At 52.8% G+C, this 25,199-nt stretch carries 31 protein-coding genes and 2 pseudogenes; 15 read left to right on the top strand and 18 right to left on the bottom strand.

Annotation, left to right across the window (positions count from 1 at the left end):
* Positions 1-46: 46 nt before the first annotated feature.
* Both traL and MRY16398_RS29805 read right to left on the bottom strand, forming a co-directional pair.
* Positions 47-349: a type IV conjugative transfer system protein TraL gene (gene traL, locus MRY16398_RS29810; protein ID WP_047368810.1), complete on the bottom strand. Its 303-nt coding sequence runs from the start codon at positions 347-349 to the stop codon at positions 47-49.
* 7 nt (positions 350-356) lie between these two features.
* Complete coding sequence (locus tag MRY16398_RS29805) at positions 357-749, bottom strand: type IV conjugative transfer system pilin TraA (RefSeq protein ID WP_047368811.1); 393 nt, start codon at positions 747-749, stop codon at positions 357-359.
* A gap of 167 nt (positions 750-916) precedes the next feature.
* On the opposite strand from MRY16398_RS29805, the gene MRY16398_RS29800 reads away from it, so the two are divergent.
* Positions 917-1,579 carry an Arc family DNA-binding protein gene (locus MRY16398_RS29800; RefSeq protein ID WP_232034445.1) on the top strand — a complete coding sequence of 221 codons (663 nt, stop codon included), beginning with the start codon at positions 917-919 and terminating at the stop codon, positions 1,577-1,579.
* Positions 1,580-2,121: 542 nt separating this feature from the next.
* On the opposite strand, the gene MRY16398_RS29795 is transcribed toward MRY16398_RS29800, so the two are convergent.
* Positions 2,122-2,511, bottom strand: coding sequence for a relaxosome protein TraM (locus tag MRY16398_RS29795; RefSeq protein WP_110296205.1), 390 nt, complete (start codon positions 2,509-2,511; stop codon positions 2,122-2,124).
* 795 nt (positions 2,512-3,306) lie between these two features.
* Here MRY16398_RS29795 and MRY16398_RS29790 point away from each other — a divergent pair.
* A complete protein-coding gene (locus MRY16398_RS29790) occupies positions 3,307-3,852 on the top strand; it encodes a lytic transglycosylase domain-containing protein (RefSeq protein WP_125125759.1) in 546 nt (181 codons plus the stop codon).
* Positions 3,853-3,868: 16 nt separating this feature from the next.
* On the opposite strand, the gene MRY16398_RS29785 is transcribed toward MRY16398_RS29790, so the two are convergent.
* The 4 genes from MRY16398_RS29785 to MRY16398_RS29770 form a co-directional block, all read right to left on the bottom strand.
* Complete coding sequence (locus MRY16398_RS29785; protein ID WP_172600722.1) at positions 3,869-4,687, bottom strand: DUF932 domain-containing protein; 819 nt, start codon at positions 4,685-4,687, stop codon at positions 3,869-3,871.
* A gap of 13 nt (positions 4,688-4,700) precedes the next feature.
* Complete coding sequence (locus MRY16398_RS29780; protein ID WP_047368814.1) at positions 4,701-5,003, bottom strand: hypothetical protein; 303 nt, start codon at positions 5,001-5,003, stop codon at positions 4,701-4,703.
* 725 nt (positions 5,004-5,728) lie between these two features.
* Entirely contained in the window at positions 5,729-6,031 is a 303-nt protein-coding gene (locus MRY16398_RS29775; protein WP_125125757.1) for a hypothetical protein, read from the bottom strand.
* A gap of 71 nt (positions 6,032-6,102) precedes the next feature.
* On the bottom strand, positions 6,103-6,681 hold the full coding sequence (locus MRY16398_RS29770) for a hypothetical protein (protein ID WP_125125756.1): 579 nt from the start codon (positions 6,679-6,681) through the stop codon (positions 6,103-6,105).
* A gap of 566 nt (positions 6,682-7,247) precedes the next feature.
* On the opposite strand from MRY16398_RS29770, the gene MRY16398_RS29765 reads away from it, so the two are divergent.
* The gene (locus tag MRY16398_RS29765) at positions 7,248-7,502 is read left to right on the top strand and encodes a DUF2767 family protein (protein WP_125125755.1); all 255 of its coding nucleotides are present in this window, start codon (positions 7,248-7,250) and stop codon (positions 7,500-7,502) included.
* Positions 7,503-7,706: 204 nt separating this feature from the next.
* On the opposite strand, the gene MRY16398_RS29760 is transcribed toward MRY16398_RS29765, so the two are convergent.
* From MRY16398_RS29760 to relB, 3 genes are all read right to left on the bottom strand, one after another.
* Positions 7,707-7,865 carry a type I toxin-antitoxin system Hok family toxin gene (locus tag MRY16398_RS29760; RefSeq protein ID WP_014063856.1) on the bottom strand — a complete coding sequence of 53 codons (159 nt, stop codon included), beginning with the start codon at positions 7,863-7,865 and terminating at the stop codon, positions 7,707-7,709.
* Positions 7,866-7,936: 71 nt separating this feature from the next.
* Positions 7,937-8,224, bottom strand: a complete 288-nt coding sequence (gene relE, locus MRY16398_RS29755) for a type II toxin-antitoxin system mRNA interferase RelE (RefSeq protein ID WP_000323025.1) — start codon at positions 8,222-8,224, stop codon at positions 7,937-7,939.
* Positions 8,224-8,463: a type II toxin-antitoxin system antitoxin RelB gene (relB, locus tag MRY16398_RS29750; protein ID WP_004196370.1), complete on the bottom strand. Its 240-nt coding sequence runs from the start codon at positions 8,461-8,463 to the stop codon at positions 8,224-8,226. The genes relE and relB overlap by 1 nt, the downstream gene beginning before the upstream one ends.
* Positions 8,464-8,487: 24 nt before the next feature.
* Here relB and ydfV point away from each other — a divergent pair.
* From ydfV to MRY16398_RS29735, 4 genes and pseudogenes are all read left to right on the top strand, one after another.
* A pseudogene (ydfV, locus tag MRY16398_RS31110) lies at positions 8,488-8,586 on the top strand (protein YdfV); the annotation flags it as partial.
* Between the two features lie 127 nt (positions 8,587-8,713).
* Complete coding sequence (locus MRY16398_RS29745) at positions 8,714-9,079, top strand: hypothetical protein (protein ID WP_009651956.1); 366 nt, start codon at positions 8,714-8,716, stop codon at positions 9,077-9,079.
* A 43-nt stretch (positions 9,080-9,122) separates the two neighbouring features.
* The gene (locus tag MRY16398_RS29740; RefSeq protein WP_008460272.1) at positions 9,123-9,860 is read left to right on the top strand and encodes a HupE/UreJ family protein; all 738 of its coding nucleotides are present in this window, start codon (positions 9,123-9,125) and stop codon (positions 9,858-9,860) included.
* Between the two features lie 13 nt (positions 9,861-9,873).
* On the top strand, positions 9,874-10,563 hold the full coding sequence (locus MRY16398_RS29735) for a hypothetical protein (protein WP_004196322.1): 690 nt from the start codon (positions 9,874-9,876) through the stop codon (positions 10,561-10,563).
* 30 nt (positions 10,564-10,593) lie between these two features.
* On the opposite strand, the gene chrA is transcribed toward MRY16398_RS29735, so the two are convergent.
* Both chrA and MRY16398_RS29725 read right to left on the bottom strand, forming a co-directional pair.
* Positions 10,594-11,970, bottom strand: a complete 1,377-nt coding sequence (gene chrA / locus MRY16398_RS29730) for a chromate efflux transporter (RefSeq protein ID WP_004196363.1) — start codon at positions 11,968-11,970, stop codon at positions 10,594-10,596.
* Entirely contained in the window at positions 11,927-12,904 is a 978-nt protein-coding gene (locus MRY16398_RS29725; protein WP_004196334.1) for a chromate resistance protein ChrB domain-containing protein, read from the bottom strand. Before MRY16398_RS29725 ends, chrA begins: the two co-directional genes overlap by 44 nt.
* 29 nt (positions 12,905-12,933) lie before the next feature.
* Between MRY16398_RS29725 and MRY16398_RS29720 the strand changes: the two are divergent.
* The 8 genes and pseudogenes from MRY16398_RS29720 to MRY16398_RS29685 all read left to right on the top strand — a co-directional run.
* Positions 12,934-13,141 (top strand): annotated as a pseudogene (locus tag MRY16398_RS29720) (MFS transporter); the annotation flags it as partial.
* 118 nt (positions 13,142-13,259) lie between these two features.
* Complete coding sequence (locus MRY16398_RS29715; RefSeq protein ID WP_223883548.1) at positions 13,260-13,622, top strand: hypothetical protein; 363 nt, start codon at positions 13,260-13,262, stop codon at positions 13,620-13,622.
* A gap of 62 nt (positions 13,623-13,684) precedes the next feature.
* Positions 13,685-14,605: a methyltransferase domain-containing protein gene (locus tag MRY16398_RS29710; protein WP_125125754.1), complete on the top strand. Its 921-nt coding sequence runs from the start codon at positions 13,685-13,687 to the stop codon at positions 14,603-14,605.
* Positions 14,606-14,658: 53 nt separating this feature from the next.
* Positions 14,659-15,417, top strand: coding sequence for a hypothetical protein (locus MRY16398_RS29705; RefSeq protein ID WP_004196325.1), 759 nt, complete (start codon positions 14,659-14,661; stop codon positions 15,415-15,417).
* Between the two features lie 233 nt (positions 15,418-15,650).
* Complete coding sequence (locus MRY16398_RS29700) at positions 15,651-16,949, top strand: Metal Resistance (RefSeq protein ID WP_004196314.1); 1,299 nt, start codon at positions 15,651-15,653, stop codon at positions 16,947-16,949.
* Positions 16,950-17,054: 105 nt separating this feature from the next.
* The gene (locus tag MRY16398_RS29695; protein WP_004196355.1) at positions 17,055-17,324 is read left to right on the top strand and encodes a nickel-sensing transcriptional repressor NcrB; all 270 of its coding nucleotides are present in this window, start codon (positions 17,055-17,057) and stop codon (positions 17,322-17,324) included.
* Between the two features lie 12 nt (positions 17,325-17,336).
* Entirely contained in the window at positions 17,337-18,467 is a 1,131-nt protein-coding gene (locus MRY16398_RS29690) for a Ni(II)/Co(II) efflux transporter permease subunit NcrC (protein WP_004196366.1), read from the top strand.
* 161 nt (positions 18,468-18,628) lie between these two features.
* The gene (locus MRY16398_RS29685; RefSeq protein ID WP_032072095.1) at positions 18,629-19,051 is read left to right on the top strand and encodes a nickel resistance OB fold protein NcrY; all 423 of its coding nucleotides are present in this window, start codon (positions 18,629-18,631) and stop codon (positions 19,049-19,051) included.
* Between the two features lie 255 nt (positions 19,052-19,306).
* Here MRY16398_RS29685 and MRY16398_RS29680 read toward each other — a convergent pair whose 3' ends face one another.
* The 6 genes from MRY16398_RS29680 to MRY16398_RS29655 all read right to left on the bottom strand — a co-directional run bounded on the left by MRY16398_RS29680 (position 19,307) and on the right by MRY16398_RS29655 (position 25,057).
* Positions 19,307-20,647, bottom strand: a complete 1,341-nt coding sequence (locus tag MRY16398_RS29680) for an IS1202-like element ISEsa1 family transposase (protein ID WP_004196353.1) — start codon at positions 20,645-20,647, stop codon at positions 19,307-19,309.
* Positions 20,648-20,962: 315 nt separating this feature from the next.
* On the bottom strand, positions 20,963-21,280 hold the full coding sequence (locus MRY16398_RS29675) for a theronine dehydrogenase (RefSeq protein ID WP_125125753.1): 318 nt from the start codon (positions 21,278-21,280) through the stop codon (positions 20,963-20,965).
* 4 nt (positions 21,281-21,284) lie between these two features.
* Positions 21,285-22,016, bottom strand: a complete 732-nt coding sequence (locus MRY16398_RS29670; protein WP_125125752.1) for a plasmid SOS inhibition protein A — start codon at positions 22,014-22,016, stop codon at positions 21,285-21,287.
* Positions 22,013-22,441 carry a conjugation system SOS inhibitor PsiB gene (gene psiB / locus MRY16398_RS29665; protein ID WP_125125751.1) on the bottom strand — a complete coding sequence of 143 codons (429 nt, stop codon included), beginning with the start codon at positions 22,439-22,441 and terminating at the stop codon, positions 22,013-22,015. Before psiB ends, MRY16398_RS29670 begins: the two co-directional genes overlap by 4 nt.
* 44 nt (positions 22,442-22,485) lie before the next feature.
* Positions 22,486-24,510 (bottom strand): ParB/RepB/Spo0J family partition protein, encoded by a 2,025-nt coding sequence (locus tag MRY16398_RS29660; RefSeq protein ID WP_125125750.1) that lies wholly within the window; start codon positions 24,508-24,510, stop codon positions 22,486-22,488.
* A gap of 232 nt (positions 24,511-24,742) precedes the next feature.
* Complete coding sequence (locus tag MRY16398_RS29655; RefSeq protein WP_223883549.1) at positions 24,743-25,057, bottom strand: hypothetical protein; 315 nt, start codon at positions 25,055-25,057, stop codon at positions 24,743-24,745.
* Positions 25,058-25,199 lie beyond the last annotated feature (142 nt).

The following is a 25,199-nucleotide window of genomic DNA, read 5'->3' as shown; positions in this document are numbered from 1 at the left end:
TTTTCCTTCTGAGGGAAATAAGCGCCACCCGGAGGCGGCGCGCGGGTTACTGCATCCAGTGCCGGTTGCCCGAATCGGGCACCCGCCGGAACTGCAACCGGAGCAGTGCGGTCGGCAGATACCAGTAAAGGAGGTTCAGGAGCCACCAGGTGCCCTGCCCCTTCTTCAGATGGCGGATTAACAGCCAGAGCGCGGCAGCCACAAACAGCATCACAATGAACATGTCGCAGAGCAGACCGATACCGGCGCACACAACAATGACAAAGGCCTCCTCGGGCGGGAGTCCGATAAAACGTTTCTGCTGATTGAGGGTTTCCGGGAACTGGTACTGAAGGGAGTCCCTGTCCATGACAGGATTAGCCAGCGAGGGCGAAGAAGCTGCGGGTGATAACAATCAGGAATGCCAGGCCACCAACAAACAGCATCGGGTTACGGGTTTTCATATATGCGGCAGCGGAAATGAGGACCTCAGCAATATACAGACCCCACTCCACCGTACTCCCGTGCCCGAAGGTATCCTTCGCATCCTGTTTCTGACCGGAGAGCAGGTCTTCCGCGTGTCCCAGATGGGGCAGCGCGATGAAAACCACCGCCAGACACAACAGCAACAGATTAATGCGATGGCGATAAATCAGACTGAAGGCACCACGCAGCATGCCGATAAACAACGATGACGCACCAGTCCGGACTTCCGGGCAGGCTTCCGCAGCCCCCTCCGCCAGCGCCGGTTGAGTTAAGACGACTTTCATGTCAGTTAGCCTCGATTTAAGTTAAGGAAATGTCATTGCGCGTAAACAGACGTAACGCGCGGTAAGTGTACATTTTCTCAAAAAAAAAAAATCCGTGACGCAGATCACGTTTTTAGTGAGTGCGACGTAATTTTTTAAGATTAATCCTGAAGCGTGGTGGAGTAGGCTTGCTGCCTGAACAGGGGATACCTCGTGAGGAGGTTTTTTGCATGAAAGTAAAAGAAAAAATGGGTGATGGTCGTGGCAGGCCGCGAAAATATGCCAGAGGAGAAATGCAGTACCGGAAATTATGGTTACCGGAAAATTTACTAATGGAGCTGCGGGTGGCAGCAAGGGTCAGAAATTTCACCACTAATGATGAAATCATCAGCCGTCTTATTGCTTCGTTAAACTTTTCGCCGCGCCGGCATATTATCAAAACGGATGAGGGACAACGTCTTGTTGCGCTTGCACGGTTATTTGATGAGTTTCTTCAGGCAAGACTCGATGTGATTCGCAAAAAATATCAGACCGAGAAAAGCAGTGACAACGGTAAAAAAACATTTGTCCCGGGAAAGAACCGCGCATTCAGCAGCAGTTTCCCGGAGAATTTACGCCGGGATATGGAAGTGAGCGCCCGGTTTAACCGGCGAAGTATGAACAGGGAAATCATGGAGCGGCTTCTGGATTCACTGAATTATTTAACCGAACAGCAGTTACCCGAAAATGAGGAAGTCTGGCGACTGCGTGAACTGGCAATACTGTTTGATGAGTTTATTTCAGGGAAAGTGGTAAAAGCAGAAAATCCGCTCACGAAGGAAGTGGCAGGTGAAGAGAAAAAAGAAGAGTGAAGTTATCAGCAACCATTACGCATTATTAACGTTCTGAATCAGTACGGGCATTGTCTGTTTCACTCTCTAAATATACACACCGCATTAAGGTTCCGTAATGTCACGGGCTAACACATCCCGATATTATTGCCATATCACGGCGGCTTATCACAGCGAATAAGGAAATCAGAAAGCGGGTGGCGTAAATGCCACCCGACACCGTCTGTAAAAACACACTGAAAAAATGCAAACGGGTCACCTTAGCGAAATTCAACGATAAGTCTGTCCACAGCGTTATTTCGCGTATCTGTCCGCCCACAGCCATAACAGAATACACAGCCAGCCAGGACACAACGCCAGTGCCTTTCGATTTACAGAGCACGCCACAGAGATATCCTTCGCATGAAAACAGGACGGTAAATATTCTCCCGTCATCCGGCATCAACATCACACATACAAATCAGGGGGAGAAAACCGTCAGTACTGAGGGGGCACGTTCAGACCGGAAGCATAAACAAGACCGGCACACTGCCGGCCATGCTTTATTTTTTAAAATAGGGTATTTATTCTTCCTGAATAAAGTGCTTACTTTCCGCCTTATCTTCCGCATCGGACATCCCGGTAAGATTCTGGTCCATAAGCGCTTCCAGTTTATCGTGAGTGTTCTCTCCCCTGAGGTGCAGATACATTTCTGTCATCATGGCCATCATGATACTCGTACCTTCACGTGTACCGGCCACCCTGCGTATTAAGTCACGATTGAATCCTTCCATATCGAATTTATTCCCTTCGCTCTGATGTTTTTTGACCATCAGGCCAATGCCGACCAGTTCATTCACCACGGACGAGAAATTAACCTCGCCATGCGTGGCACCGTTCTGCATTTCAATCTGGACCAGCTCCAGCACTTCCCGCTCGGTCTTTTCCTTGAAGTAGATGTTTCTTCGGCCCATTGTCCTGTCACCTCATGCCGCGCATAATGAAAACGCCCGGCAGTTATATGAATTAACGTAAATACACTCACGCGAATGTAATATAAATTTGATGCGCGGGGATAACCTGTCCCGGATAATTATTCTCTCCGCATTAAGTGTGTGTCAATCCGGCACTGATTAATATTTTTATCGGGTGTGTGAATCCGGCACTGCTCGCTCCAAAAAGGTGTGTTAATTCAGCACCATGCATCTAAAATGTGTGTGTCAATCCGGCACTATACTGCGTTTTGGTGTGTGTTAATTCAGCACTACGCCCTGTTTTTATGTGTGTTAATCCGGCACCACGGCCTGATTATTAATAGATAACCATATGATTAACATCGATAACCACAATAAACACACCACACAGTGCCGTTTACAGTGCCTGATTGACACACAAAACGGCACTGTATTAACACACATTCAGGCACTGCATTAACACACAATCCGGCACTGAAACATGTGTTAATTAACACACACTTTAATTTGAGCAGGCTAAAAACAGGCAAAATATCAATGTAAGCAACTGTTTTAAAAAACAAAAACCGCAAGATGAAATCTTGCGTGGGGTGTGATAAAACTAAAAGAAGAAAAAGCGGCTTGTGAAATAGATCGAAGTTGTTGGATTTATTATATCTCTGTCTCCTTTCAGGGATGTGCAGCAAGCGCCCCGTGCGCGTCTGTAACGAATTATCTTGCAACGGATGATCTGAACGCGTATTTTTCACAAAAACCCGTCAGGCACATTTTGTGCGCGCATATGAGATTATCAGAATGAAATGGTTAGCTATCGCTGGCTTTGCTGCCGTATTCAGCGCACAGGCTGCGCCGGAATTATGTTTCGATGAAGCTGGTCGCGATTATGGTATAGATCCCACGCTTCTGATGGCAATATCAATACAGGAGAGCCGGTTAAATCCGACAGCCATTAACAGCGCCAGTGCGGGCGGTACAGAAGACGTCTGTGCGATGCAGCTCAACAGTAATAATTTTGCCAAACTGAAAAACTTCAATATCACCCGCAAGGATCTGCTTAATAATCCCTGCATCTGCGTGTACAGCGGCGCATGGATTTTAGCCAGAAATTTCCAGGCCTACGGCAGGAACTGGGACAGTGTGGGAATGTATAATACAGGACCGAATCCAAAACTGATAAAAGCAAGGCGTGAATATGCGAGGATCATAAAAAGTATCTACACGGTACTGCTCGCCAGAAAACAGTTACTGGAGAAAGGCACAGGCGATCCCGTTAAAACGTCGCCATTCAGTGAAAATGCTGACCAGAGAACACCGGTGAAAGACGAAAAAAAGCCCGGTTAACCGGGCTTTTTATTTTCTAGCTCTTGAGCTTCGCAAACTCTTCGGCCATTTTCCACAATGCCTGATTAAGCTTTATGTCTCCGTCAATCCCTGTTACCGGGAGTGTGGTTTTATTTTTTCCTTTGGGCGTTCTGCCACGTAAACCACCCTTGATCAGGTTTTCCTGCACAGTGTTGTAGGTTGTCCAGAGGTCGGTTTGTTTATCTTCATAACGGCGCGGAACAAGAATTTTCTCTGCCGTGACGGGCGCTTCTTTGCCATCGTATTTAATATCGAGTGCGGTATTAGCGAGAAGGATTCTTTCGTCAGGAGAAACCCTGATCCCTTTCATCATCTCAATATTTTCAGTGACATTATCAAATATCCCGAGCACCTCATATGCCCCTTCGATAACCTGCCCGACAATATCCCCTTTGTGAGGCACATTGATTTCCCCGAATGACTTCCAGCAAACCAGACCATTCGAGCAGACCTGCCGATACATACCGGGGATCATTTTATAACTGCTGGACCCGTCGTGTGAGTTCAGTAAAAGAATCTCCGGCACTTCTTTACCCGAAAAATTATCGCCGCGACGTAAACGCAACATATGTTTCGTGAATTCCCGGCGGTCCGGATTACGTACACGTGACTGGCTGGCGTAATAAGGCTGGAATCCCTCTTCACGCAGGCGATCCAGTAATGCGATGGTCGGAATATAGGTATATCTGTCAGAGCGTGATTCGTGTTTTTCCACTGAAAACGCGCTGGGAACAACACGCATCAGTTCATCATTCGTGAGGGGACGATTCTGGCGAATTGATGTCGGCGCAGCATAACGTGATGATAAACGGATCATGGTTATCTCCTTAAAAATAATTAGCAGGTACAACACGAAATAAAAAATCGAGTGGCAGAGCAGCTGCAACTGGCCAGCCGTTGCTGATCCAGACAGCGCAGTAATCCGGGATACCCTTTTCAAATACGTTGAGTTCTTCCGCATCTGCGGGTGGGGTGAAGTCGTGGCATTTCGCGCCCGGAATATCATCCGTCGCAGCAAAAACCCAGTTAAAGAGGTCGATGATCTGCCTGTCAGTCAGGCATGTGTTTTGATCACATCTTCCGGCGGTTTCTTCTCCGGCGCTTTTGACGTTGACGTTCTGTGTGTGCATCCTGGTTTTCTCCTTCGGTGATGGTTAATCCATCTCCCTTGGCTGGTACTCTCGCGGCAACGGGCCAGGTAGCGACGGCGAACGGAAAAGACCAGGGCGCGCCTGCGCGTGCACTTCACCCTGGTGTTTTTCGGGCGAACGGTGCTACAGCAGCCCTCCGCGTGAGGACAGCAGGGGAGATGGCCTCACCGGACTGACAGGATGCACACACCCGACCCGGCAACGTCACATCGCCGGGTCGCCCTTAAAGCACCGGCGGCCTCATCGGCGGTGCGGTGAGAGCGGCGCGTCCTCCGGACGCAGCAAGCGCGCCCCGGACGTTGCCATCGGACACTAGCGAGCAGCCCGAAACCGCGCAGCGGGTTCGGCGGAGCTTAGCCGGCGGCCTGCCGCCGGGTTAGCGGAGTGTGGCCCTGACGACCCGGCCGGAACGGACGGGGAGCCGAAGGGGGCCAGTGCCCTGTTTGTGGTGTTGCTTTGAATGCATCGGGGCACACCCGGTAACAGCATGCAGCCAGGCAGCCACAGGAAACCGCAGCACACCCGGACACATGCCCCGGATATCATGGTAAGAGTGACGCCGCGAAGGGGGAGGCCCGGTGCGTCAGCACCGGCTTCCCCCGGCACGCAGTGCCAGGGGTTTTCCGGCCGTACAGCAGGGCAGGACACCGGAAAAACGGCTCCCGGTCTGGATACGCACCAGGAGCCTGTGGTGATGAAATAACTCAGACCGGCTGCTTTCTGTTAAACGTGACGGCGTAATCGTCATAACTGATACAGCCCCGCAGCCGCGTGAGCCTGACCACATTCTCCGCCAGGCCATTCATCGTCAGTATCCGCTCGATACCCGCGAAGAGGTCTTCACGCTCACTGAGCGGAAACCAGAGGTTGCTGTTGCTGCCGCTCAGGAGCGGATGGCAGCAAAAATGTACTCCCCTGCCCTGTCTGGTCAGGCAGACCGTAACAGTAATATCAGCACGGATATGCTCTGCTGATGCACTGAGACCAGATTGTCCGGTCATTTCCATGATGTTCTCCTTCCTGCGAATTCAGATGATGTGTCACCCCGGCAAGGCCTGCCGGGGTGTGGCGCCGTGATTCAGCGGACGTACTGCCAGTGGCAGAAGGGACTCTCGTCGTCCCCTTTTTTCAGGTGTTCGCGGGCGTACTTCTCCAGTCCTTTGTGTTCTGCCTCAAAAATCGCTCTTGCAGCGTCGTTCATCTCACCGGAAGCCATATAGACCTGCGTTGTTTCGTACTCGGCTGTTTCCGCGCACTCGTCATCGCCGATCCGGTTAGCACAATGCACTACCCTTGCTACCCATTTTTCCGGCACGGCCTGCGGCTGCGGGCGGTATACAAACACCGTGACCAGCAGTTTTTCCTGCGGTTTTATCAGCATCATCTCGATACCTGAACGGACACACCTGTCGCCAAAAATTCGCTCATCGAGCGTGAACGTCGCGGCTGACAGATTCTCAATGCCCATGTCAAACGACGTGCGGATTGCAGCCGTATTCACTGCCGGGAATCCGGGAATAAACAGGCTGCGGCGGAAGGTACGAACGGTACGCTCCTGACGGGCGGAAACGGGAAGGTTTAATGCCGTTGAATTCTGGTTTTCACCCCCTGTTTCGGCGGTTGTGGTTGCGGCGGTTTTGCTGTTCTGTGTTTTCATGCTGGTTCTCCTGTGTTGGTTACTGAAACCCTGTTTCGGTCGGAATGGCGCGGCAAAGGGCCAGGTAGCGACGGCAGACGAATGACCGAATGGGCGTCACCGGAGGCCGCAGCGCAAGCGAGCCGTTTACGGCGAGTGCGAACGGGCGAGGAACGGCGAGGCGTACCCATTCAGGGCAGGCGGATGACGGTGCTACAGCAGCCTGACGCAGCCATCGCCCGGAACAGGCTGTACCGGCGGAGGATGAGCATGAAAACAGACAGAACAGTGCCCCTGCCCTGAGAGGCCGCGTGCGGCCGGTGAGAGCGGCGCGTCCCCCGGACGCAGCAAGCGCGCCCCGGACCTTCGCCATCGGACACTAGCAAGCAGCCCGAAACCGCGCAGCGGGTTCGGCGGAGCTTGGCCGGCGGCCTGCCGCCGGGTTAGCGGAGTGTGGCCCTGACGACCCGGCCGGAACGGACGGGGAGCCGAAGGGGGCCAGCTTTCAGAGGTTCATTTTTCTGTTTTTTGTGGTGCTCCGGCGTATGATGGCGTTGCGCAAAAAACGCGCAACCGGAGGCGTTCGCATGTCAGAAAATGATGATATTGATGCTGAAGAAGCGTTTTACGACGAGACGTGCAGGATAGTGGGCCAGTGCTGCCTGATGCTGGCCAGCAACGGCGCAGAAACCGACCGGGCGCAGCTGGTCTACCAGCTTAAAAGGCTTCACTGGAAAATCATGCAACTGACCAGTGAATCCCACAGCGGGATACTGATGGCCATCGAGCAGCTGGAGACGGCGGAGATGTATGAGGAGAGAACGGGCAGGTGGCGGGAGTAAAGCGGAAGCGCCGCAGGCGCATCCGCCCTTCCCCCCGTTCCCCGGAGGGGAACAGTGTTTCCGGGATGTTCATGCATGCGGTCGCGCCCGGAACAAAAAGGGGGCTGCCAGTCGGACAACTGACAGCCCCTTGTAAAGGCGCTTTCGGCAAGCCTGGACTCCCTCAGCCCTGAAAAGGCGGGGTTTCCCCCGCCTCCAGGTAGCTTACTTACCGGATTCGTAAGCCATGAAAGCCGCCACCTCCCTGTTCGTGTCCCTGTACCGGATTTCGCAGAGCGATTTACGGGTCAGGTAAGTGAATATCAGCAGTGTGAGACACACTATTAACACGCACCAGAGCAGGGTACTTCGTGGCAGTTTCATAGCTGACTTCTCCTGTCAACGCAAAGCAGAAGTGTCACCATCGGTGCGAAACAGAGATGTCATGCTTTGGTTCAGAGAATGCGTTTGACCGCCTCGCTATATACTTCCGAGCGTTCTCTTTTCCCAACAGAAATCACGAAAACGACAACTTTCTCGTCTATAACCTGGTATACAAGGCGATAGCCTGAAGACCGGAGCTTAATCTTGTAACAATCAGGCATACCACGGAGCTTGTTTGCTTCAATCCGGGGTGACTCAAGTACTTCAACCAGCTTCTTTTTCAACTGTTCACGTACCGTCGAGCCCAGCTTTCGCCATTCCTTTAGTGCCCGCTCGTCAAAATCCAGAAAATACGCCATCAGAGTTCATCCAGCGTCACACGTACTGGCTTAGGATTACAAAGTCGTTCTTTCACTATCTCCACAAGTTCAGCATCTTCATCACTCAGGAGTGTCTGTTTGAACGGCAAGCGTTCATTGTCAGCGATATACTCGAGCATGAGACGAAGCGCTTCAGAAGGAGTTACGCCCATTTTTTCAAGCGCGGCGTAAGAACGCGCTTTAAGTTCATCGTCAATACGTAGGTTAATGCTACCCATGTCTTACACCCCTTGTAATTACAAATGTCATTACAAGTATCGCACTACAACATGCTTAGGGCAAGTCACGAAGTAAGTCAGAAAGTAGTCGTAAGAACGGTGATCACTGTCCGCTTTGTGCCAGAAGTGGACGGCAGGATTTGTTGAACATTTCAGACAAAACCAAACTCAAAACAACTATTGAAATCAAGCCAGCATAGCGGATACATTACGCACGTTGTTACTTTGTATCATCAGGATGCCGTTAACTGTGTTTATCAGCCGTGAAGTCATTTCCAGAATCGTGCTTATCATCATGGCTGTTGCCGTGCTGAGCAGTTCGTTTATGGCAAAGCCACAGGCTGCATACAGCGTTCAGGAAACAACGTCCATCAGTGACCATCAACACGACAGCGATGAACCACTGAATGAGCACGATCCATTGTTGTTTCACTCCCACGGTAGCGTGCATCACCTCAATGCCGATCATTCCCACGATCTGAATAAACTCTTTGCTCTGCCTACTCTGCACGCATGGAATCCGGGCATGCGGGTGATATATGCGTTGAGTTCAGAACAAATACTGCAAATGCCGCAGTCCACCCCCGAACGCCCTCCGAGAATCCTGTCTGCGTAATAACTTCTGCTAATTCGTTATTATTCAACATGTAAGGATTTTTATGTATACCAGCCTTGATACACAGGGCCGGTTGAGCGCTCGCCTGCTTTCAGCTCAGGCGCGTTCGGCTTGTCTGTTTTTCCTGTTGTTACTGCTTTTCTACAGCCAGGGCGCGTATGCGCACGGCGTGGCGGAAGGCGACAAAGGGTACATCCAGGAAATCACCGGGGTGAACATCATCCCGTTTATCTACCTTGGCGCGAAGCACATGGTGACCGGTTACGATCATCTGCTGTTTCTGTTCGGGGTGATTTTCTTTCTCTACAAAATGCGTGATATCGGGCTGTACGTTAGCCTGTTCGCTATCGGGCATTCAACGACGCTGCTCATCGGCACCTTCTTTGATATCAGCGTCAGTGCTTACCTTATTGACGCCATTATCGGGCTGTCCGTGGTCTATAAAGCGCTTGATAACCTCGGGGCATTCCAGCGCTGGTTTGGCGTTCAGCCCAACACGAAGCTTGCGACGCTCATCTTTGGATTCTTCCACGGTTTTGGTCTGGCAACCAAAATCCAGGAATTCGAAATCTCTCCCGATGGCCTGTTTGTCAACCTGATTGCCTTCAACATTGGCGTTGAGATCGGCCAGCTGCTCGCGCTGAGCGCCATCCTGATCGTTATGAGCTACTGGCGGCAAACGGCGAGCTTTTTCCGACACGCTTATACCGCCAATGTGGTGATGATGAGCGCGGGATTTCTGTTAATGAGTTACCAGCTTTGTGGCTACATTTTAGCCTGAGGGAGACAAAACAATGTACAACACTGATTTACCAACACGCGCAGAATTACCTTCTGCCATCAAACTGATGCAGTCCACTATCCTCGCCGCCATCGTGGCGCTGACGCTGCTGATCACCGTCGTCATGCCTTCGGAATACGGCATTGATCCTACTGGCGTGGGTCGTTTACTGGGGCTTAAGCAGATGGGAGAAATCAAAACGCAGCTTGCCGAAGAAGCTGATGCCGATAATCAGGCCAGCGCTGTTCAGCAAGGACAGCTGGCTGCGCCAGTTAATGAGCGACCGATCCCGGATAATCCTCCGGCAATAACGCAGAACACCTACCCGGAGCTGAGCGTTCCGGCGACCACGCGCGCGCCGGAAGTACCATCGGCTGGCTCGCAACGTCATCAGATGCTCATCACCCTGAAGCCTAACGAAGCTGCTGAAGTTAAACTGGAAATGCGCAAAGATGCCCGCGTGACCTATCAGTGGACAAGTTCCGGACCGGTAAACGTGGATGCGCACGGCGATCCGGTCAACGCCCCGAAAGGCTTCTACCATGGCTATGGTAAAGCCCGGCAGATCACATCCGGAGACGGCGTTTTACAGGCCGCGTTCGAGGGTAAACATGGCTGGTTCTGGCGAAATCGTGGTTCTGAGACCATCACGATCCAGCTTGATACAACCGGCGACTACCTGAACATCAAACGGGTTATCTGATAAATCAGGGGCAGGATAACCTGCCCCTTTTCACACAGCTGACAGCCCGGTCAGGCGGAGTATCAGCCCGGCGAGAGCCGCCATGGCAATAACGTGCGTAACCTTCCATTTTAATCTGAAAAGCGCAAACGCAGCGGCGACGGCAATCAGGGCGGCAGGGATATCGATCCCTCCCTTTGCGCCTTCCGGCCATACGGTATGCCAGATAAAAAACAGCCCCAGATTAACAATGACGCCCACTACGGCCGCTGTGATGGCGGTTAAAGGTGCCGTGAAACCCGCCTTGTTGTGGGTCGTTTCGATAAACGGCCCGCCTGCCAGCACGAAAATGAAGGACGGGAGAAAGGTAAACCAGGTCACCATGCAGGCGGCAACGGCGCCGCCGACAAACAGCATATCCGCGCCAAAAACGGCATGGGTATACCCGCCCACAAATCCGACAAACGTGACCACCATAATCAGCGGGCCGGGCGTGGTTTCTCCCAGCGCCAGCCCGTCCATCATCTGCCCGGCAGTCAGCCAGCCAAAATTGACGACAGCACCCTGATAAACGTATGGCAGGACGGCGTAGGCCCCACCGAAGGTAAGGAGCGCAGCCTTGGTAAAGAACCAGCCCATCTGCGTCACCGGATGCGCCCAGCCCAGCCCCAGCGTCAGCACCGTCATGGGAATAAGCCAGAGCAGTGCACCCGCTGCCACAATCCTTAACAGTTTCGCCCAGCTGAACAGGGCATGCGCCGGTACGGGCGTATGATCGTCAATAACCGCAGCATCAACGGCGGCTTTCTCCTGTTTGTTATGCCCGCTGCCGCTGTGAAATTTTTCCGGCGCGATGCGTCCGCCGATAAAGCCAGTTATCGCTGCTGAAATAACGATGACGGGAAAAGGAACGTTCAGGGCGAAAACGGCCACAAAAGCCGCAGCAGCTATGGCCCAGTGGGCACCGTGTTTCAGCGCACGGGAGCCGATGCGATGCGCCGCCTGCAGCACGATTGCCGCCACGGCGGGTTTAATGCCGTAAAAGATACCGGCAATAATGGCAACGTCTCCCCAGGCGATATAGATCCACGACAACGCGATAAGAATAAAAAGTGAGGGAAGGATAAATAACAAACCCGCTATCACTCCGCCCAAGGTCCTGTGCATCAGCCAGCCAATGTAGGTGGCAAGTTGCTGAGCTTCCGGACCGGGCAGCACCATACAGAAATTGAGTGCGTGGAGAAAACGGGACTCGGAAATCCAGCGCCGGTTCTCGACCAGTTCCTGATGCATGATCGCAATCTGTCCGGCAGGACCGCCAAAGCTGATAAAACCCAGCTTCATCCAGAACCAGAACGCCTCCTTCAGGGGGACCGGCTTGGGCTTAACGTTTTCCTCTGCCAGCGTCAGCAACTCCGTTTTGTTCATCATGGCCGGACCTCATTTCAAACGTCGTTAACAGACCGTCAAACAGCGAACAGGCCGCTGTGAGTAATGTGTCATCATCCGTAATGCTTTCACGCAATCCTGCCAGTACACTTTCAACGCCAGCGGCTTCGGGGGGCTGAACCCCGCCAACATCAAGGTAATGCACAAGCATCCCCAGACCATTCAGGGCATCCCCCGTCAGCCCGAAGCGGACCATCAGCACTTCAAAGGTCACACGATTGTCGATGTGGCTGAAGGTCGCGCCATCAAAATCAAACCCCACCGCCTCTTCCGGGCAATCGTTGCCATCCTTAAGCCAGAGAAACTGCGCATCCTGGTCGATAAAACGCCGTATAAGCCAGGCGCTGGCAAGCCTGTCAATCCATGGCCGGCGACGCGTAGCCCAGATCCTGTTATGAAAATCCTCAGGCTTCAGCCGTGTCAGCAAGCCACTGACGGCATGAGGCTCTCCGGGAGAGATGAACCTGTTAATGCCAGCTTCCAGTTCTGACAAGGCAAAAATGGCCTGCGCCTGCGCTTCACCAGGAAAGAAATCAATCGCCACAATCCGATCCAGCTCGCGACGAAGTTTTCTTACCATCTTCAGTTGGCTGACCGCGGTTTCCTCATTAAGGTCGTTTTTACAAACCTGAAGGCTCTCCATCAGGATCAGGTACTGCTGAGAGCGATCGAATAACGGGCGAATTTTCTCTTCGTCGGAAGTCTCTGCGTCAAAAACAAAGGCCGTTCCTCCCTCACCGCTGATTTCACGACTCATCTCGTTAAAAATCTCATGGCTCTGTTGCGCTTCAGGCAACAGATAAACGCCGTCGCGCAGCATGGCGGCACCGGTATTTTTTAATGCCCGCCAGACACGCATACGTAATGTGGCCTGCTCAGTGGGCAGTGTCAGAATAAGGATATGTAGTTTCATAGTGTAGAGATTAATACATATGGTAGAGATTGCTACATATTTTCAGTCTTTCTAACCGTACATATCGCTATCTTTTTATGGTGCTCATAATTGCTCTTATCGGTACCGGTCTTGCTACCGTTGCACTGGGCCTGCTGGCGGGCGACAGGGCAGGGGGAGTCGGGAACGGCGCTGGCAATGAAGATGCTTGCTTATATTCTGGTCGCCCCGGTCGCTGATGCATTATGCGGGCCTTTTTATTCATATCGCCAATACAAGACTTTACATTCCAGCCCTTACATCCTCCCCGGGGGGATGCTAATCTTTTTATACCGTTGTCATTGTCTATTGAGGAAAGCAATCAGCGATGTACCCGATGTTTAAACGTTCGCCCCGTTATGTTCTGATGATCGTCATCATGGCCATTGGCATGATGATGTCGTCGATGGTGACGTTTGCGTCGCACGGTACAAACGGCCTGACAGGCTACGAGATGAATCTGCATGACGCAGAAGTCACCATGTCAATGCAGGATCACTCTCACGATTCGGATATCCCTCAGTCTGGCCACGCAGGCCATCATCAGACAGACCATTTCCATGAAACCCCTGAGCAGCCGCCCTCTGTAGAGATTTCCCTCTCTCCTGTAACAGACAGATGGTTGCCGCTTGCCGATCTTCGTAGCCCGGTTAAGGCCACGGACATCATTTACCGTCCTCCCAGCATCCGCCAGATCTGATCGCTGTTACCGGCAGTTTTTGCTGCCCGGCTTTAATCAACTTCAGATTTAGCGGAGAGGCTATGTATAAAGACTCTATCCAGGCGCGTCGAGAGATTGCGCGTAATTTCACTGCACTCAATTATCGTGTTGATCCCCTGCACTGGCAGACGCTCTGCATGGGCGTTAATCGCGACCTTCAGGCCAAAAAAATGCGTCCGAATGTCCCGGTTCCTTCACGGCGTAAAGTCATTCTGTTCCTGAAAATGATGCATCAGGAAACGGGCTCGATGCTCAAAGCGATCCTTGCCTTTGGCTTTGATGGCCCCTGGACATCCAGCGGCGGTTCATTTCGCCTGGCGCGAGAAATTGGGTTCGACATCGCCCACTATGCGAAAAACATTCACCACAAAAACGGGAAAGTCACCTTCCTGGAAATTGGTGCCGCCTGGGCGGGTTTTCGCGCTGAGGAATGTGCCGGCCATCAGGCGACGATTTCCGGGCTTTCCGGGGAGTTCAGGGAGCAACTTGGGGAAAGCGTATTCCTGCACTTCACTAATCTCACACCGTGGCATGCATCGCTGCCAAAAGGCGTGACTGAGCATCCTTACGTGACAGCAGCCGGGCTGGGAGCGCTGGAAAACAGAGGTGTTCAGGCAGGTGAGGTCGATATTATCTACTCCCAGGCAGCGGCCTATTTCGAACAGGATTACACGGCTTTCCTTCGCAGCGCTGCACGCCTGCTGAAAGAGGATGGCGTCCTGATCTTCAACCATGACCCTGTTCTGGCGAGCGCGATGGATGAAGTCGCCTGGGAGCACGGACTGCGGCTGGTCAGACGTAAGCAAATGGGAGGAATGAATGGCGCGATTGCCCGTTATCACCGGCTTCGTTCGTCCCCGGTAAGTCAGATGGTCTTCCCCGGCGTAAAGCGGGCAGAGGATGAAGAAGTGGTCTGTGAATCACTGGTTATGTCGGCGCTTCGTCGCAACGTAGAGGTGTAACGCCCGATATGTTGACGCGCAGACATTTTCTCACCACCACAGGAGCGTTGCTGATGACAACATTACTGCCGGGGGAAACCCTGGCAGCCTCTCTGGCTGAAAAAGTCAGTGAAACATGGCAAAAAATAAACACCCGCCGCAATCAACAAGAGGCGATAACGCCGGGCTGGGTTTTGCAGTCGCTCGGGCTTAAACCTGGCTCAACTGAACTGCGAAGAGCCATTTTTGAGCTGGTCAGGCGGATACCCTATCAGCTCGGTGCATGGAATGGCGAAAGCATGAGTCTGTTTCAGCAGGGCTTTGGCGACTGCCGTCATAAAGCCGCTGCTGCCGAACGACTGCTGACCGATGGTGGCATTACGGCAAAGCGAAAGCTGGTGCGGTTTGACTGGGCTGATTTGCCTGTACCTGCGGATATTCTGGCAATTTTGCCGCAAACACAGGGATTTCATGACACTGTGGCTTTTGAGCTACAGGGCAAAACATACCTGTTTGATGCCACCTGGGATATGGCCTTGCGCGGAGCGGGTTTCCCGGTGATGCCTTCCTGGGATGGCAACTCTGATACCTGGCCGGTGACTTCCCGGATGTCGACGCAGCAAACCGTACTAATGCCGCAGCCAGGGCAGGACATTTACAGCACTAACCAGATGAGCTGGCCGCAGCGCGAGAAAACCATGGCGTTTAATCAGGCACTGAATAACTGGCTGGAGGTCATTCGGGCTAACCGTGATGACTGGTGCACCATTATCCATAGTGATATTGAAGCCACCCGGTTGAGCCTGAAAACCTGTCTGGGACAACTGAGTTAATTCCCTTCTCGTCAGGAGGGGCTGCGCAGGGAAGCGGCGATAACACCTTCGACACTTTTTATGCTGCTTCAGGTATAACGCTGGGATACCTGAAGCTTTTTTATTTAACATCCAAGATAACAGACGAATCAGTATCCTCCTCACCCGGATAAAGCTTGTCATTTTTTTCAGGTCCCTCTATGCTTTGAATATCCCCCTGGGGGGGATGTGATTTCAAACCAAGAGATTTCCTGATGCTCAACATTCTTTCTAATCGTACCTATCGCCACCTGTTTATGGCACAGGTTATCGCCCTTATTGGCACCGGTCTGGCGACCGTTGCGTTAGGGTTACTGGCCTACGATCTCGCAGGTGACAGAGCCGGGGCAGTGCTGGGTACCGCGCTGGCTATCAAAATGAGCGCCTATATTCTTGTTGCGCCCGTGGCGGCGGCTTTTGCCGATAAATTCCCGCGTCGCACCATGCTGGTAACACTGGACCTGGTTCGCGCTCTCGTGGCTATCACGCTGCCTTTTGTCACCCAGATATGGGAAATCTACATCCTGATCTTCATTCTTCAGGCTGCCTCGGCGGCGTTTACGCCTACTTTCCAGGCAACTATCCCGGATATTCTTCCTGACGAACGTGAATATACCCGGGCGCTGTCTCTGTCACGTCTGGCCTACGATCTTGAAAGCGTCATCAGCCCTATGCTGGCGGCTGCACTGCTGACGGTCATGAGTTTCCACAACCTGTTTGCCGGTACGGCAGTCGGGTTCCTTGCTTCAGCAGCTCTGGTTGTTTCCGTGACACTGCCGAAGATGAAAGCGTTAACGGTCAAACGCAGCATCTATGACAAAACTACACGAGGTATGCGCATCTTCCTGAAAACGCCCAGACTGCGCGGCCTGCTGGCACTCAACATGGCCGTAGCGGCAGCGAGTGCAATGGTTATCGTCAACACCGTCGTTCTGGTTCAGGCGGACTTTGGTTTCTCACAGCGGTCTACCGCTATTGCGCTGGCCTTCTTCGGCGTGGGGTCCATGGTATCGGCCCTGGTTCTCCCCAGACTCCTCGACAACATGAGCGACCGTATGCCGATGCTTGCAGGTACGGCGCTTTTAGTCATTGGCCTGGGGTCAGGCATTTTCCTGAAGGATTACATCACGCTGGTTGTGCTCTGGGCACTGCTGGGGGTGGGCTATTCACTTTCTCAGACACCGGGTGGTCGCCTGCTGCGCCGTTCGTCAACAGCGGAAGACAGACCGGCGCTGTTTGCCGCCCAGTTTGCACTGTCACATTCATGCTGGCTGGTGACTTATCCGCTGGCCGGATGGGTTGGTGCGGCATGGGGGACACAGGCTTCATTCATCGCCCTGACTGTTGTGGCAACATTGTCGCTGGTCACCGCCGTACTTATCTGGCGTCCTGAGCATGAAGTGTACGCTCAGGTTCACAGCCACAAAGACCCGGAAACAAACAACGAATCGACCCATGAGCATGATTTCGTCATTGACGATGAACATCCGTCCTGGCCGAAGAAAGAGAAGTAATTTCCCAAAAAAAGACAACGTATCAGGAGAGGATAAGCCGATAAAAAGTGTGACCATGGCGTTGATACACATTATCTTATCCCTTCCACCTGGAGAGGATAAACCATGACCGTTCATGCATCACACCCTGACATTATTAAAAGACTTAAACGTGCCGCAGGGCACCTGAAAAGTACCATCCAGATGCTCGAAGATGAGAAAGCATGTCTGGATATCGCCCAGCAACTGCACGCTGTGGAAAAGGCGATAACGAATGCGAAGCGTACCTTAATTCATGACCATCTGGATCACTGCCTGGAGGATGCCCTTCATGCTGACCACACGGAGTCTGATAAGACGCTTAGCGAATTTAAAGAGATAACTAAATATCTTTAAGGCAAGCGAAACATGACTGATTTTTCCACTCTTTTACAGCAAGGCGTGGCCAATGCCTGGCTGTTCATCCCCAGCGCTATTTTGCTCGGTGCGCTTCACGGACTGGAGCCAGGGCATTCCAAAACGATGATGGCCGCCTTTATTGTGGCCATCCGGGGAACGGTCAAGCAAGCGGTATTACTGGGGCTTGCCGCGACAATTTCTCATACGTCTGTTGTCTGGCTCATTGCGTTCGGCGGAATGTATATCAGTCAGAAATTCACTGCTGAATCAGCCGAACCCTGGTTTCAGCTGATTTCCGCCGTCATCATTCTCGGTACGGCGGCATGGATGTTCTGGCGAACCTGGCGCGGCGAAAAGCTGTGGAAGATGGAGCAGGAAGAGGAACACAGCCACGGTCATCACGATCATGACGAAACCCGCATCATCGATACGGGCCATGGCAGCGTTGAACTCTCGATTTTCGAAGAAGGACAACCCCCTCACTGGCGTTTACGCTCGCTCAGCGGCAAGAAATGGGAAGCTCGCGACATTTCTCTGGTGACCAACCGTGGTCCAGGGACATTTTCACAGGTATTTGATTTCGTCGAAAAAGACGGGTTTATGGAATCGGCCCTGGCGATCCCGGAGCCACACAGCTTTGATGTTCGCCTGTCTTTAGGCCATCGCGGCCATGTGCATGATTATGATGTGGAATTCCGTGAACATGAACACGACCACGATCATTCCTCGCTGGAAGGTCTGGATGTTAATTCTCGCGAATATCAGGATGCTCACGAAAAAGCGCATGCGAACGACATCAAAAAACGTTTTGCGAATCGCAGCGTAACCACCGGACAAATAATCCTGTTCGGCCTGACCGGCGGCCTTATTCCTTGCCCGGCAGCCATTACCGTTTTGCTGCTCTGCATCCAGGTGAAGGAATTTACGCTCGGTGCCGCGCTGGTACTGTGTTTCAGCATCGGTTTAGCGATCACGCTGGTTTCAGTGGGCGCAGCGGCGGCTTTCAGCGTTCGTCAGGCAACCAAACGCTGGAGTGGCCTGGATACGCTGGCGCGGCGGGCTCCATACTTCTCAAGCGTACTGATTGCACTTGTCGGCATTTACATGGGCTATCACGGCTGGATCGGCGTAACGAGCTGATTTTCTCCTGTATGAATCTCACGCCTGAACCCACCAACCGGTGGGTTTTATATTTCTGAAGCCCATCATATTTTTATCCCCCTGCCGGGGATAGGAATTGAGCTTTTATAGCCGCTCATTTATCATCGACAATATCCCCCATGGGGGATGTAAAATTATAAATGGAATCTGCTATGCAAAAACAATATTTCAGTCAGTTCGTCACCGGAGTGTTACTCACTTCGTTCATCGCCATTCCTGCTCTGGCAGCGCAAGGTGGCTTCTCCGCAGAGAAAGAGCCTGTCGTCACTGAGCACATGTATGCCGGTCATAAAGTTCAGCAGGAGAATAGTCAAAGCCGGATTCAGATCGTATCGTCAATGCACGAAGGGGCGTGGATCACACTGGAAGGCAATGTTGTCAGCCAGCAGCAGGACGAGTGGTATACGTTCCGCGACCCAACCGGTACCATCAAAGTCCGCATCCCGCAGAAAGTCTGGAACGGGCAGCACTTCGATGCTCAGGACCTGGTACGGGTCAGTGGACCGGTAAGCCATGAAAATGATGGTTCAATTTTATATGTTGCAGTTATCAGCAAACCCTAAAACACAATTCTGACGGGCTATGTTTTTTTATATATATAGTTCGTCAACCAAACGTCCGCTTCTCGCTCTTAGCGGACATTAGCATAGGCTATTTACCATAACGCCGCATTACGCGCACCGCCCAGACTGACTCAGCGCGTTTCTGGCATATCCCCGGTAAAACAAGTAACAAACCACCCGAAAATGAACACCAGAAACGCGACTTAAGAATCTACCCTATGAATGGATATGCACTCAACCGAATCGATCTTGGTTTCAATCTTTTTTATCGGGATCAGGCTTCTTTTTAGGTAACTTCGGGGGCTTAACTTGCTGATGACTTTGCGTTCGGCGCGTAAGCCAGGGATGGTCAGCTTTAGGTTTAACATAGTATTTTGAGCGTAAATCAATACGGGCATTATCCACTCGTTCATGGACACTCTTTTCATCATCCAGTGGTATAGGCTCCGGGCCATCAACATACTTTTCCCAGCCCAGCGCTTTCCCGTCATACAGAACGTTAATTTCACCGTCAAAGTTCTCGCATACAGTAACAACCGAATGCCTAAGTCGATATCCCCGGCCCTCACTGCGTACCTGAAACGCACTGCTTTTGTACTGGAAAGTGAGATTTTTAGACAGAACGCGCTTCGCCTGTAGGCTGAAGATATAACCCAGTTCCTCTTCAGAATGGTGCACATCAAGATGAGCATTATCAGTAGTACGAGGCGACGTAGCGAACCGGTTGTTATAGGCTTCAATAAAGGTCGGCAACCATGCATTTGCTGTTTCAATATCACTGATATTCTGAAGCCGCATTTCTTTGACCAGCCTGTCCTGTAGTGTCTGATTGGCGCGCTCTACCCGCCCTTTTGCCTGCGGGCTGTTGGCATGGATTGGCTCGATGCCCAGTGTCTTTATCGCACGAGTGAACTGGGTCAGCTCACCTTCCCGCTCTGGGTTATTTACCCTGAATATACTGTGTCTATCAGAGTAGAGAGCGAGCGGTACGCCATGATCATTAAGGTAACCCCGGAGGGTTTCCATGTAAGCCCGGGTTGTTTCAGCAGGCACAAAACGCAACGCCATCAACGCACTGGTGGCATCATCAATGAAAACGATCAGTGTACATCTGGGGCCTCGATTTTCAAACCAGTCATGAGGTGAGCCATCAATCTGGATCAGTTCACCGTAAGATGGTCGTCGCATGCGGCGTTGATATATACGGGCAATTTTACGACGGCGTTCACGCCATAACCCCTCTTCTATCATCCACTTTCTGAGAGTTTCAACGGATAAAGATAAACCGTGTATCTCGCGCAATTTTTCGCACGCAAACGTAGGTCCAAAATCAGCGTAACGGCCTTTGAGGAGTGAAATTACTGTTGCTCTGAATTCAGTAGAAAAGGAATTATTAGGACGCTTTCCACGTCGGTGGGAAACCAGACCAGAAGGCCCTTCATTTCTATACCGTTGCACCAGACGTTTAACCTGCCGAATAGAAATGCCAATGCGTGCCGCAGCTTGTTCCTGAGTAATATGTCGATTAATTGACTCCTGAATAATCTGAAGTCGGTGGAGTTCCTTATGACTCATCGTAACAGTCTCTTTGATCATGAAAAATCCCCCAGAGAATTGTCTGGGGACATTTTAGAATGGTTCAAAGGGGACATTACAGCTTGGTGTTAACAATAGCTGACTTCTCCTTGCCTTTCGGCAGGTAAGCGGCTAATCTGTTGGTGTCTAGTCATACAGATTAAGCCTCGGGTTAATTGAAAAAATTACTCGGGGCTTTCTGCTTTTTGCCACACAACATGGCAACAAACCACCTGAACATCATGAGGCAAAAAGCCTCAAGCGCCACCGCCATTATACCCCGGAAGCGGGTATTTTCACCAGGACTCTCCCCGATTTTCAGGCAGTTATCTGCGACTATTTTCCACTGAAATAGTCCGGCCTCGCCTCCAGTTCCCGCGCGATCAGTTCGTCAGCAAACAACGGCGCCAGCCTGTTGACCCTGCGTTCCAGATTACGCTTCCGTGTCGCGGCTTTACGCTCCGGGGACCAGCGTTTTATCTCCTCATCAGACAGAAAATCGATGCAGACTGCATAGCCACTGTTGAACGTGTGTGCCGCCAGCACCTCCGGCGGCGCAACGGCTCCCGCCGGGACGATCATCCTGATAAGTTCTTTTTCGCCGGGACAGGGCAGATGCCGCAGGCTCCAGCGCACGGAATACATCCACTGCATAGCGTCATCCTCGTCTCATATCCCGGAGTTTATTGGGCAGGCTGAGAGAATCCAGCCAGTGTTCCGCCTCTGACCGGCCTGCAAGTGGTTCTTCCAGTTGTTTGATAATGGCCCACAGGGGTTGCCCGGAGTACAGGCAGTCATACGGCAGACCGCTGAACCGACTGCTCCAGGACTGAACCATGTCGATCAGGTCATCGTCATAAATCCCCTGTCGTTCCTGCCGCTGATACCACGCAACCAGTCCTGCGGGCGTGACAAACGCCAGGTCAATTTCGGCCTGCGCCACCTGAGTCTGATAACGCCGTCTTTTCTGGTGCTGCTCCTTTTCCCGCTGTCGGCTGCGGCGCGATGCCGCCACATCGAAACGGCGATAATGCCGCTCACGCTCCCGGAATCTGACCTCCGGGAAATACATATCCACGGTCGACCCGGACAACGGCATCGGACAGACATCCCCGCGCGTTTCAATCAGGCGGTCCAGGGCTTCAATGTATTTATCCTTGTTGTAGCCGTCCCGGCTACCCGGCTCATAACCTGACGTGGCGCACATAACATCTTTCGCGGTGATCCGGCCTGCCTGCTCCGCACGCAAGCGTCTCAGTAACGCCATCGCCCAGGGAAAACGCCCCAGCCGTTTTCCTGCCATCAGGGAAGATTCAACGTCAATAATGGCAAGCTGTACGGCCTGCTGAAACGGATTAACAGCGACCAGGGAAAAGTGATTCGGGATCATGCCACCACCTCCGCATTCAGAAAATCCGCCACCGTGGCTGCGGTACAGTGAAAGCGGTGCATCCCCGCCACCTGAGAAAGCAGGTTCGCAACCGTATCAGGCGCAAGGACATCAGCCTGGTGCAGAACGCGTGCCAGTGTGCCGTCGCCGGACAGCAGAAACAGCGTCCAGGCTGGCAGCGTCTCGCCTGGACTGCACAGGCAGAGAAAATATTCGTCGTTTTCGTCCGGCGCGTAGCGCAGCTGCACAGGGAACAGACCGCCAAACTCGCCACGGTACTCGGCGTTAACGCGCCAGCCTGCCGGGACGTCAATCATGCCCACCACCGCATCACTCAACTGGCGGCGTGGTTCGTCGCCCTGCTCGCGGACAGATTCCAGCTCTGCGGGGATCATAAAATTCAGGTTCTCAAGTGTGTATTTCATGGCTGTTCTCCGGGTTGCCCCCGAAGGGGCAACCGTCTCCTGAGTTATGCGGCGTGGTCTGTCGCGGAAGGGGTGGCGGTCGTGTCGGTGCTGGCGTCGTCGGCAGCGGTCAGCGGCTGTGGACGGGTCATCCAGTCCGGCACCCAGCGAGTGTCAGTGAGAATGTCCTGCGCGAGCGTAGCGGCATCCCCTTTTTTGAGTTTCAGGACGTCGCGGGAGCGTTCGGCAAATCCGGCCTCCTGCACCGCATCGGCAATCTGATCTTTGCTGATTTTGCTGAAATAGTTCTCAGCGGTCGGTTGCCACCAGTCGTACAAGTCGATATCGAGCGCGGTTTCCAGCACGTCCAGTGGGCTGCGGTCTGTTTTGCCGTTTGCCCGTTTCTGCACTCCGTTGACGGCAGAGGCCACGCAGAAGGCCAGCAGTGCCTGGACAGCCTGCTCGCTCCATTCGAGCAACCAGGTAAAATCCTGTTTCCAGTTCGCAGGAAGCATTGCCTGGAGTGCTGCCTGTTGTCCCTGAATCGCCAGCCATGCCGCCCCCTCCCTGCCTGACGGCGCATTACTTTGCAGTGTCCAGGTCTGCTGATGCAGATTGATACACAGTGGGGCCTGCACACCTGTACACCAGTCCCCTTCAAACACCTCGCGGCAGAATGTCCAGGTCAGGAGCGCCATCGCCACTTTTGGGCTTGTTGCGAGGACAGCCTGAGTGACAAGGGAACGTTCAGCGGACAGCGTTTCGACCAGGTTTGCTGAAAATGCGTCTGCTTTGATGTCCGGCTGACGCAGGGTGATCACGCCGTTTTCATTTGTAACGTCTGCATCCTGTGAACGGGTTTTCGGCAGGTCTTCCACTTTGCCGATGGCTCGCTGGATGTAAAAATCGCTGCCGTCACGACTCATGGAAACCACAATGCCCAGACCCGCCTTAAATTCCGGTGTCAGCTGGCGATTAACTGCCGCCGCCTCCAGATCTTCCAGTTCCTGCTGGAACTGGTTTTCGTCGTCATAGTTATCGGATTCCTCAAGGGCAGCATCCAGTGCTTCAATGCGTTGCCGTTCGGCAGCGGTGTACTCCGGTTCAGGCATGGCGAAATACCAGGATTTATTATCCGGATGGTAATTTTTGACAGGTTCAATACGGGCCAGGCTCCAGCCCCACCCTTCTTCCTGTTGCAGGCGCAGCGCCTCTGCATCAAGTTTGCTCTGAACAAGACGGTTAACCAGCAGGGTGTCTGCCCATCCTTCCGTTTCTACCGAGAATAAATCGCGGCGCAGTGCTCCCCCTTCGGCTTCATAGGCTTCCGGGCCAACAAATCGGAATGCCGGAGAGGCCATCGTCATTTCCCCGGATACGATCTGATTACGCAGCCAGGTCAGTTGAGGGACGCCGTTGCCATAATATTGTTTTGCCGCCGTCCAGATTTGCACCTGACGGGCCTGATCAGGCTCCAGCGTCAGTACCTGGCACTGTTCCAGGGTGATGGCATCGTTTGCCAGTTCCTGAATCAGTTCCGGGGCAAGGTTTGCGAGTTTCAGACAGCGCTCCACGTGGCGTACCGTGTAGCCCAGCAGATCAGCAATCTGTGCGGCGGTCTGCCCTTCCTCTGAACGCATGCGGAAACTGATAAGCTGTTCTGCCGGATGCATGGCCTTGCGCTTCATGTTCTCGATGTAGGATGCATCCTTTGCCAGTTCGACCGGGATGGCCTTTACCGGGACAAAAAGCTGGTCAGCGGCGATAAAACCTTCTTCAACCAGTTTTGCCGTGGCGGTCATGCGCCCACGTCCCCCGACCACACCCCGGCGGCCCCCCGGCAGATTAATGACAATCAGGTTTTGCAGGATACCCACCGCTTTGATAGTCGCCGCCAGACTCGCAATCTCTTCCGGGGTGTGCGGGATAATACGGGCGTTATATTCCGTATCGACCAGATCAGAAAATGCCACCATTTCAAGCGGAGACTGTGCCAGTGCCGCCTCCACGCTGGCAGTCTGTACGGCAGTCGCTTTTCGTGCGCGGGTGGATTTGGCAGGTGCTTTTGCCTTAGTATTGGTGTCAGCCATTAGTGTTTCCTCTACGTTACGTTGATGGTGATGCCGTGACCGGATAGCCCTCCGGTCACGGCGCTAATATTCAGTTATGCGTTATCGATTCGCGCCGGATGTACCGCCAGCTCTGCCAGGACGGTTACAGGGAGCTGAGTTTCAGTCGTCTGGATCAGTGAACTGTTTTCAGGTGTGGTCATAATGCTCTCCGGCGTTTCCTTTAAAAGCCGCCCCTGTGGGCGGCGGCGTGTTAAATGTTGATCCCATTGCGCGCGATCAGACGCACAAACTGTTTGAAATGGTCAGCCTCGACCACCGGAACGTGGCAAAAATCTTTATCCACACCCGCACTGACGATGTAGTGATAAGCCCTTTTCATTTTTTCCGGGGCGCGGCTGCGATAGCTTTTCAGCGACGCGAGGGAGTCGAACTCCAACACATCCATTTCCTCCGTTGAGTTTTTCTCGCCTTCGGCGATCAGAATGAGTAAAGGCGAGGGGTTTTTAATCCATCTTCCGGCGGTTTCTTCTCCGGCGCTTTTGACGTTGACGTTCTGTGTGTGCATCCTGGTTTTCTCCTTCGGTGACGGTTAATCCATCTCCCTTGGCTGGTACTCTCGCGGCAACGGGCCAGGTAGCGACGGCGAACGGAAAAGACCAGGGCGCGCCTGCGCGTGCACTTCACCCTGGTGTTTTTCGGGCGAACGG

The organism is Phytobacter sp. MRY16-398 (assembly GCF_003925915.1).
GTDB lineage: Bacteria > Pseudomonadota > Gammaproteobacteria > Enterobacterales > Enterobacteriaceae > Phytobacter > Phytobacter diazotrophicus.
The sequence above is the reverse complement of the archived record's forward strand: the minus strand, read 5'-3'. Positions and strand labels throughout refer to the sequence as shown.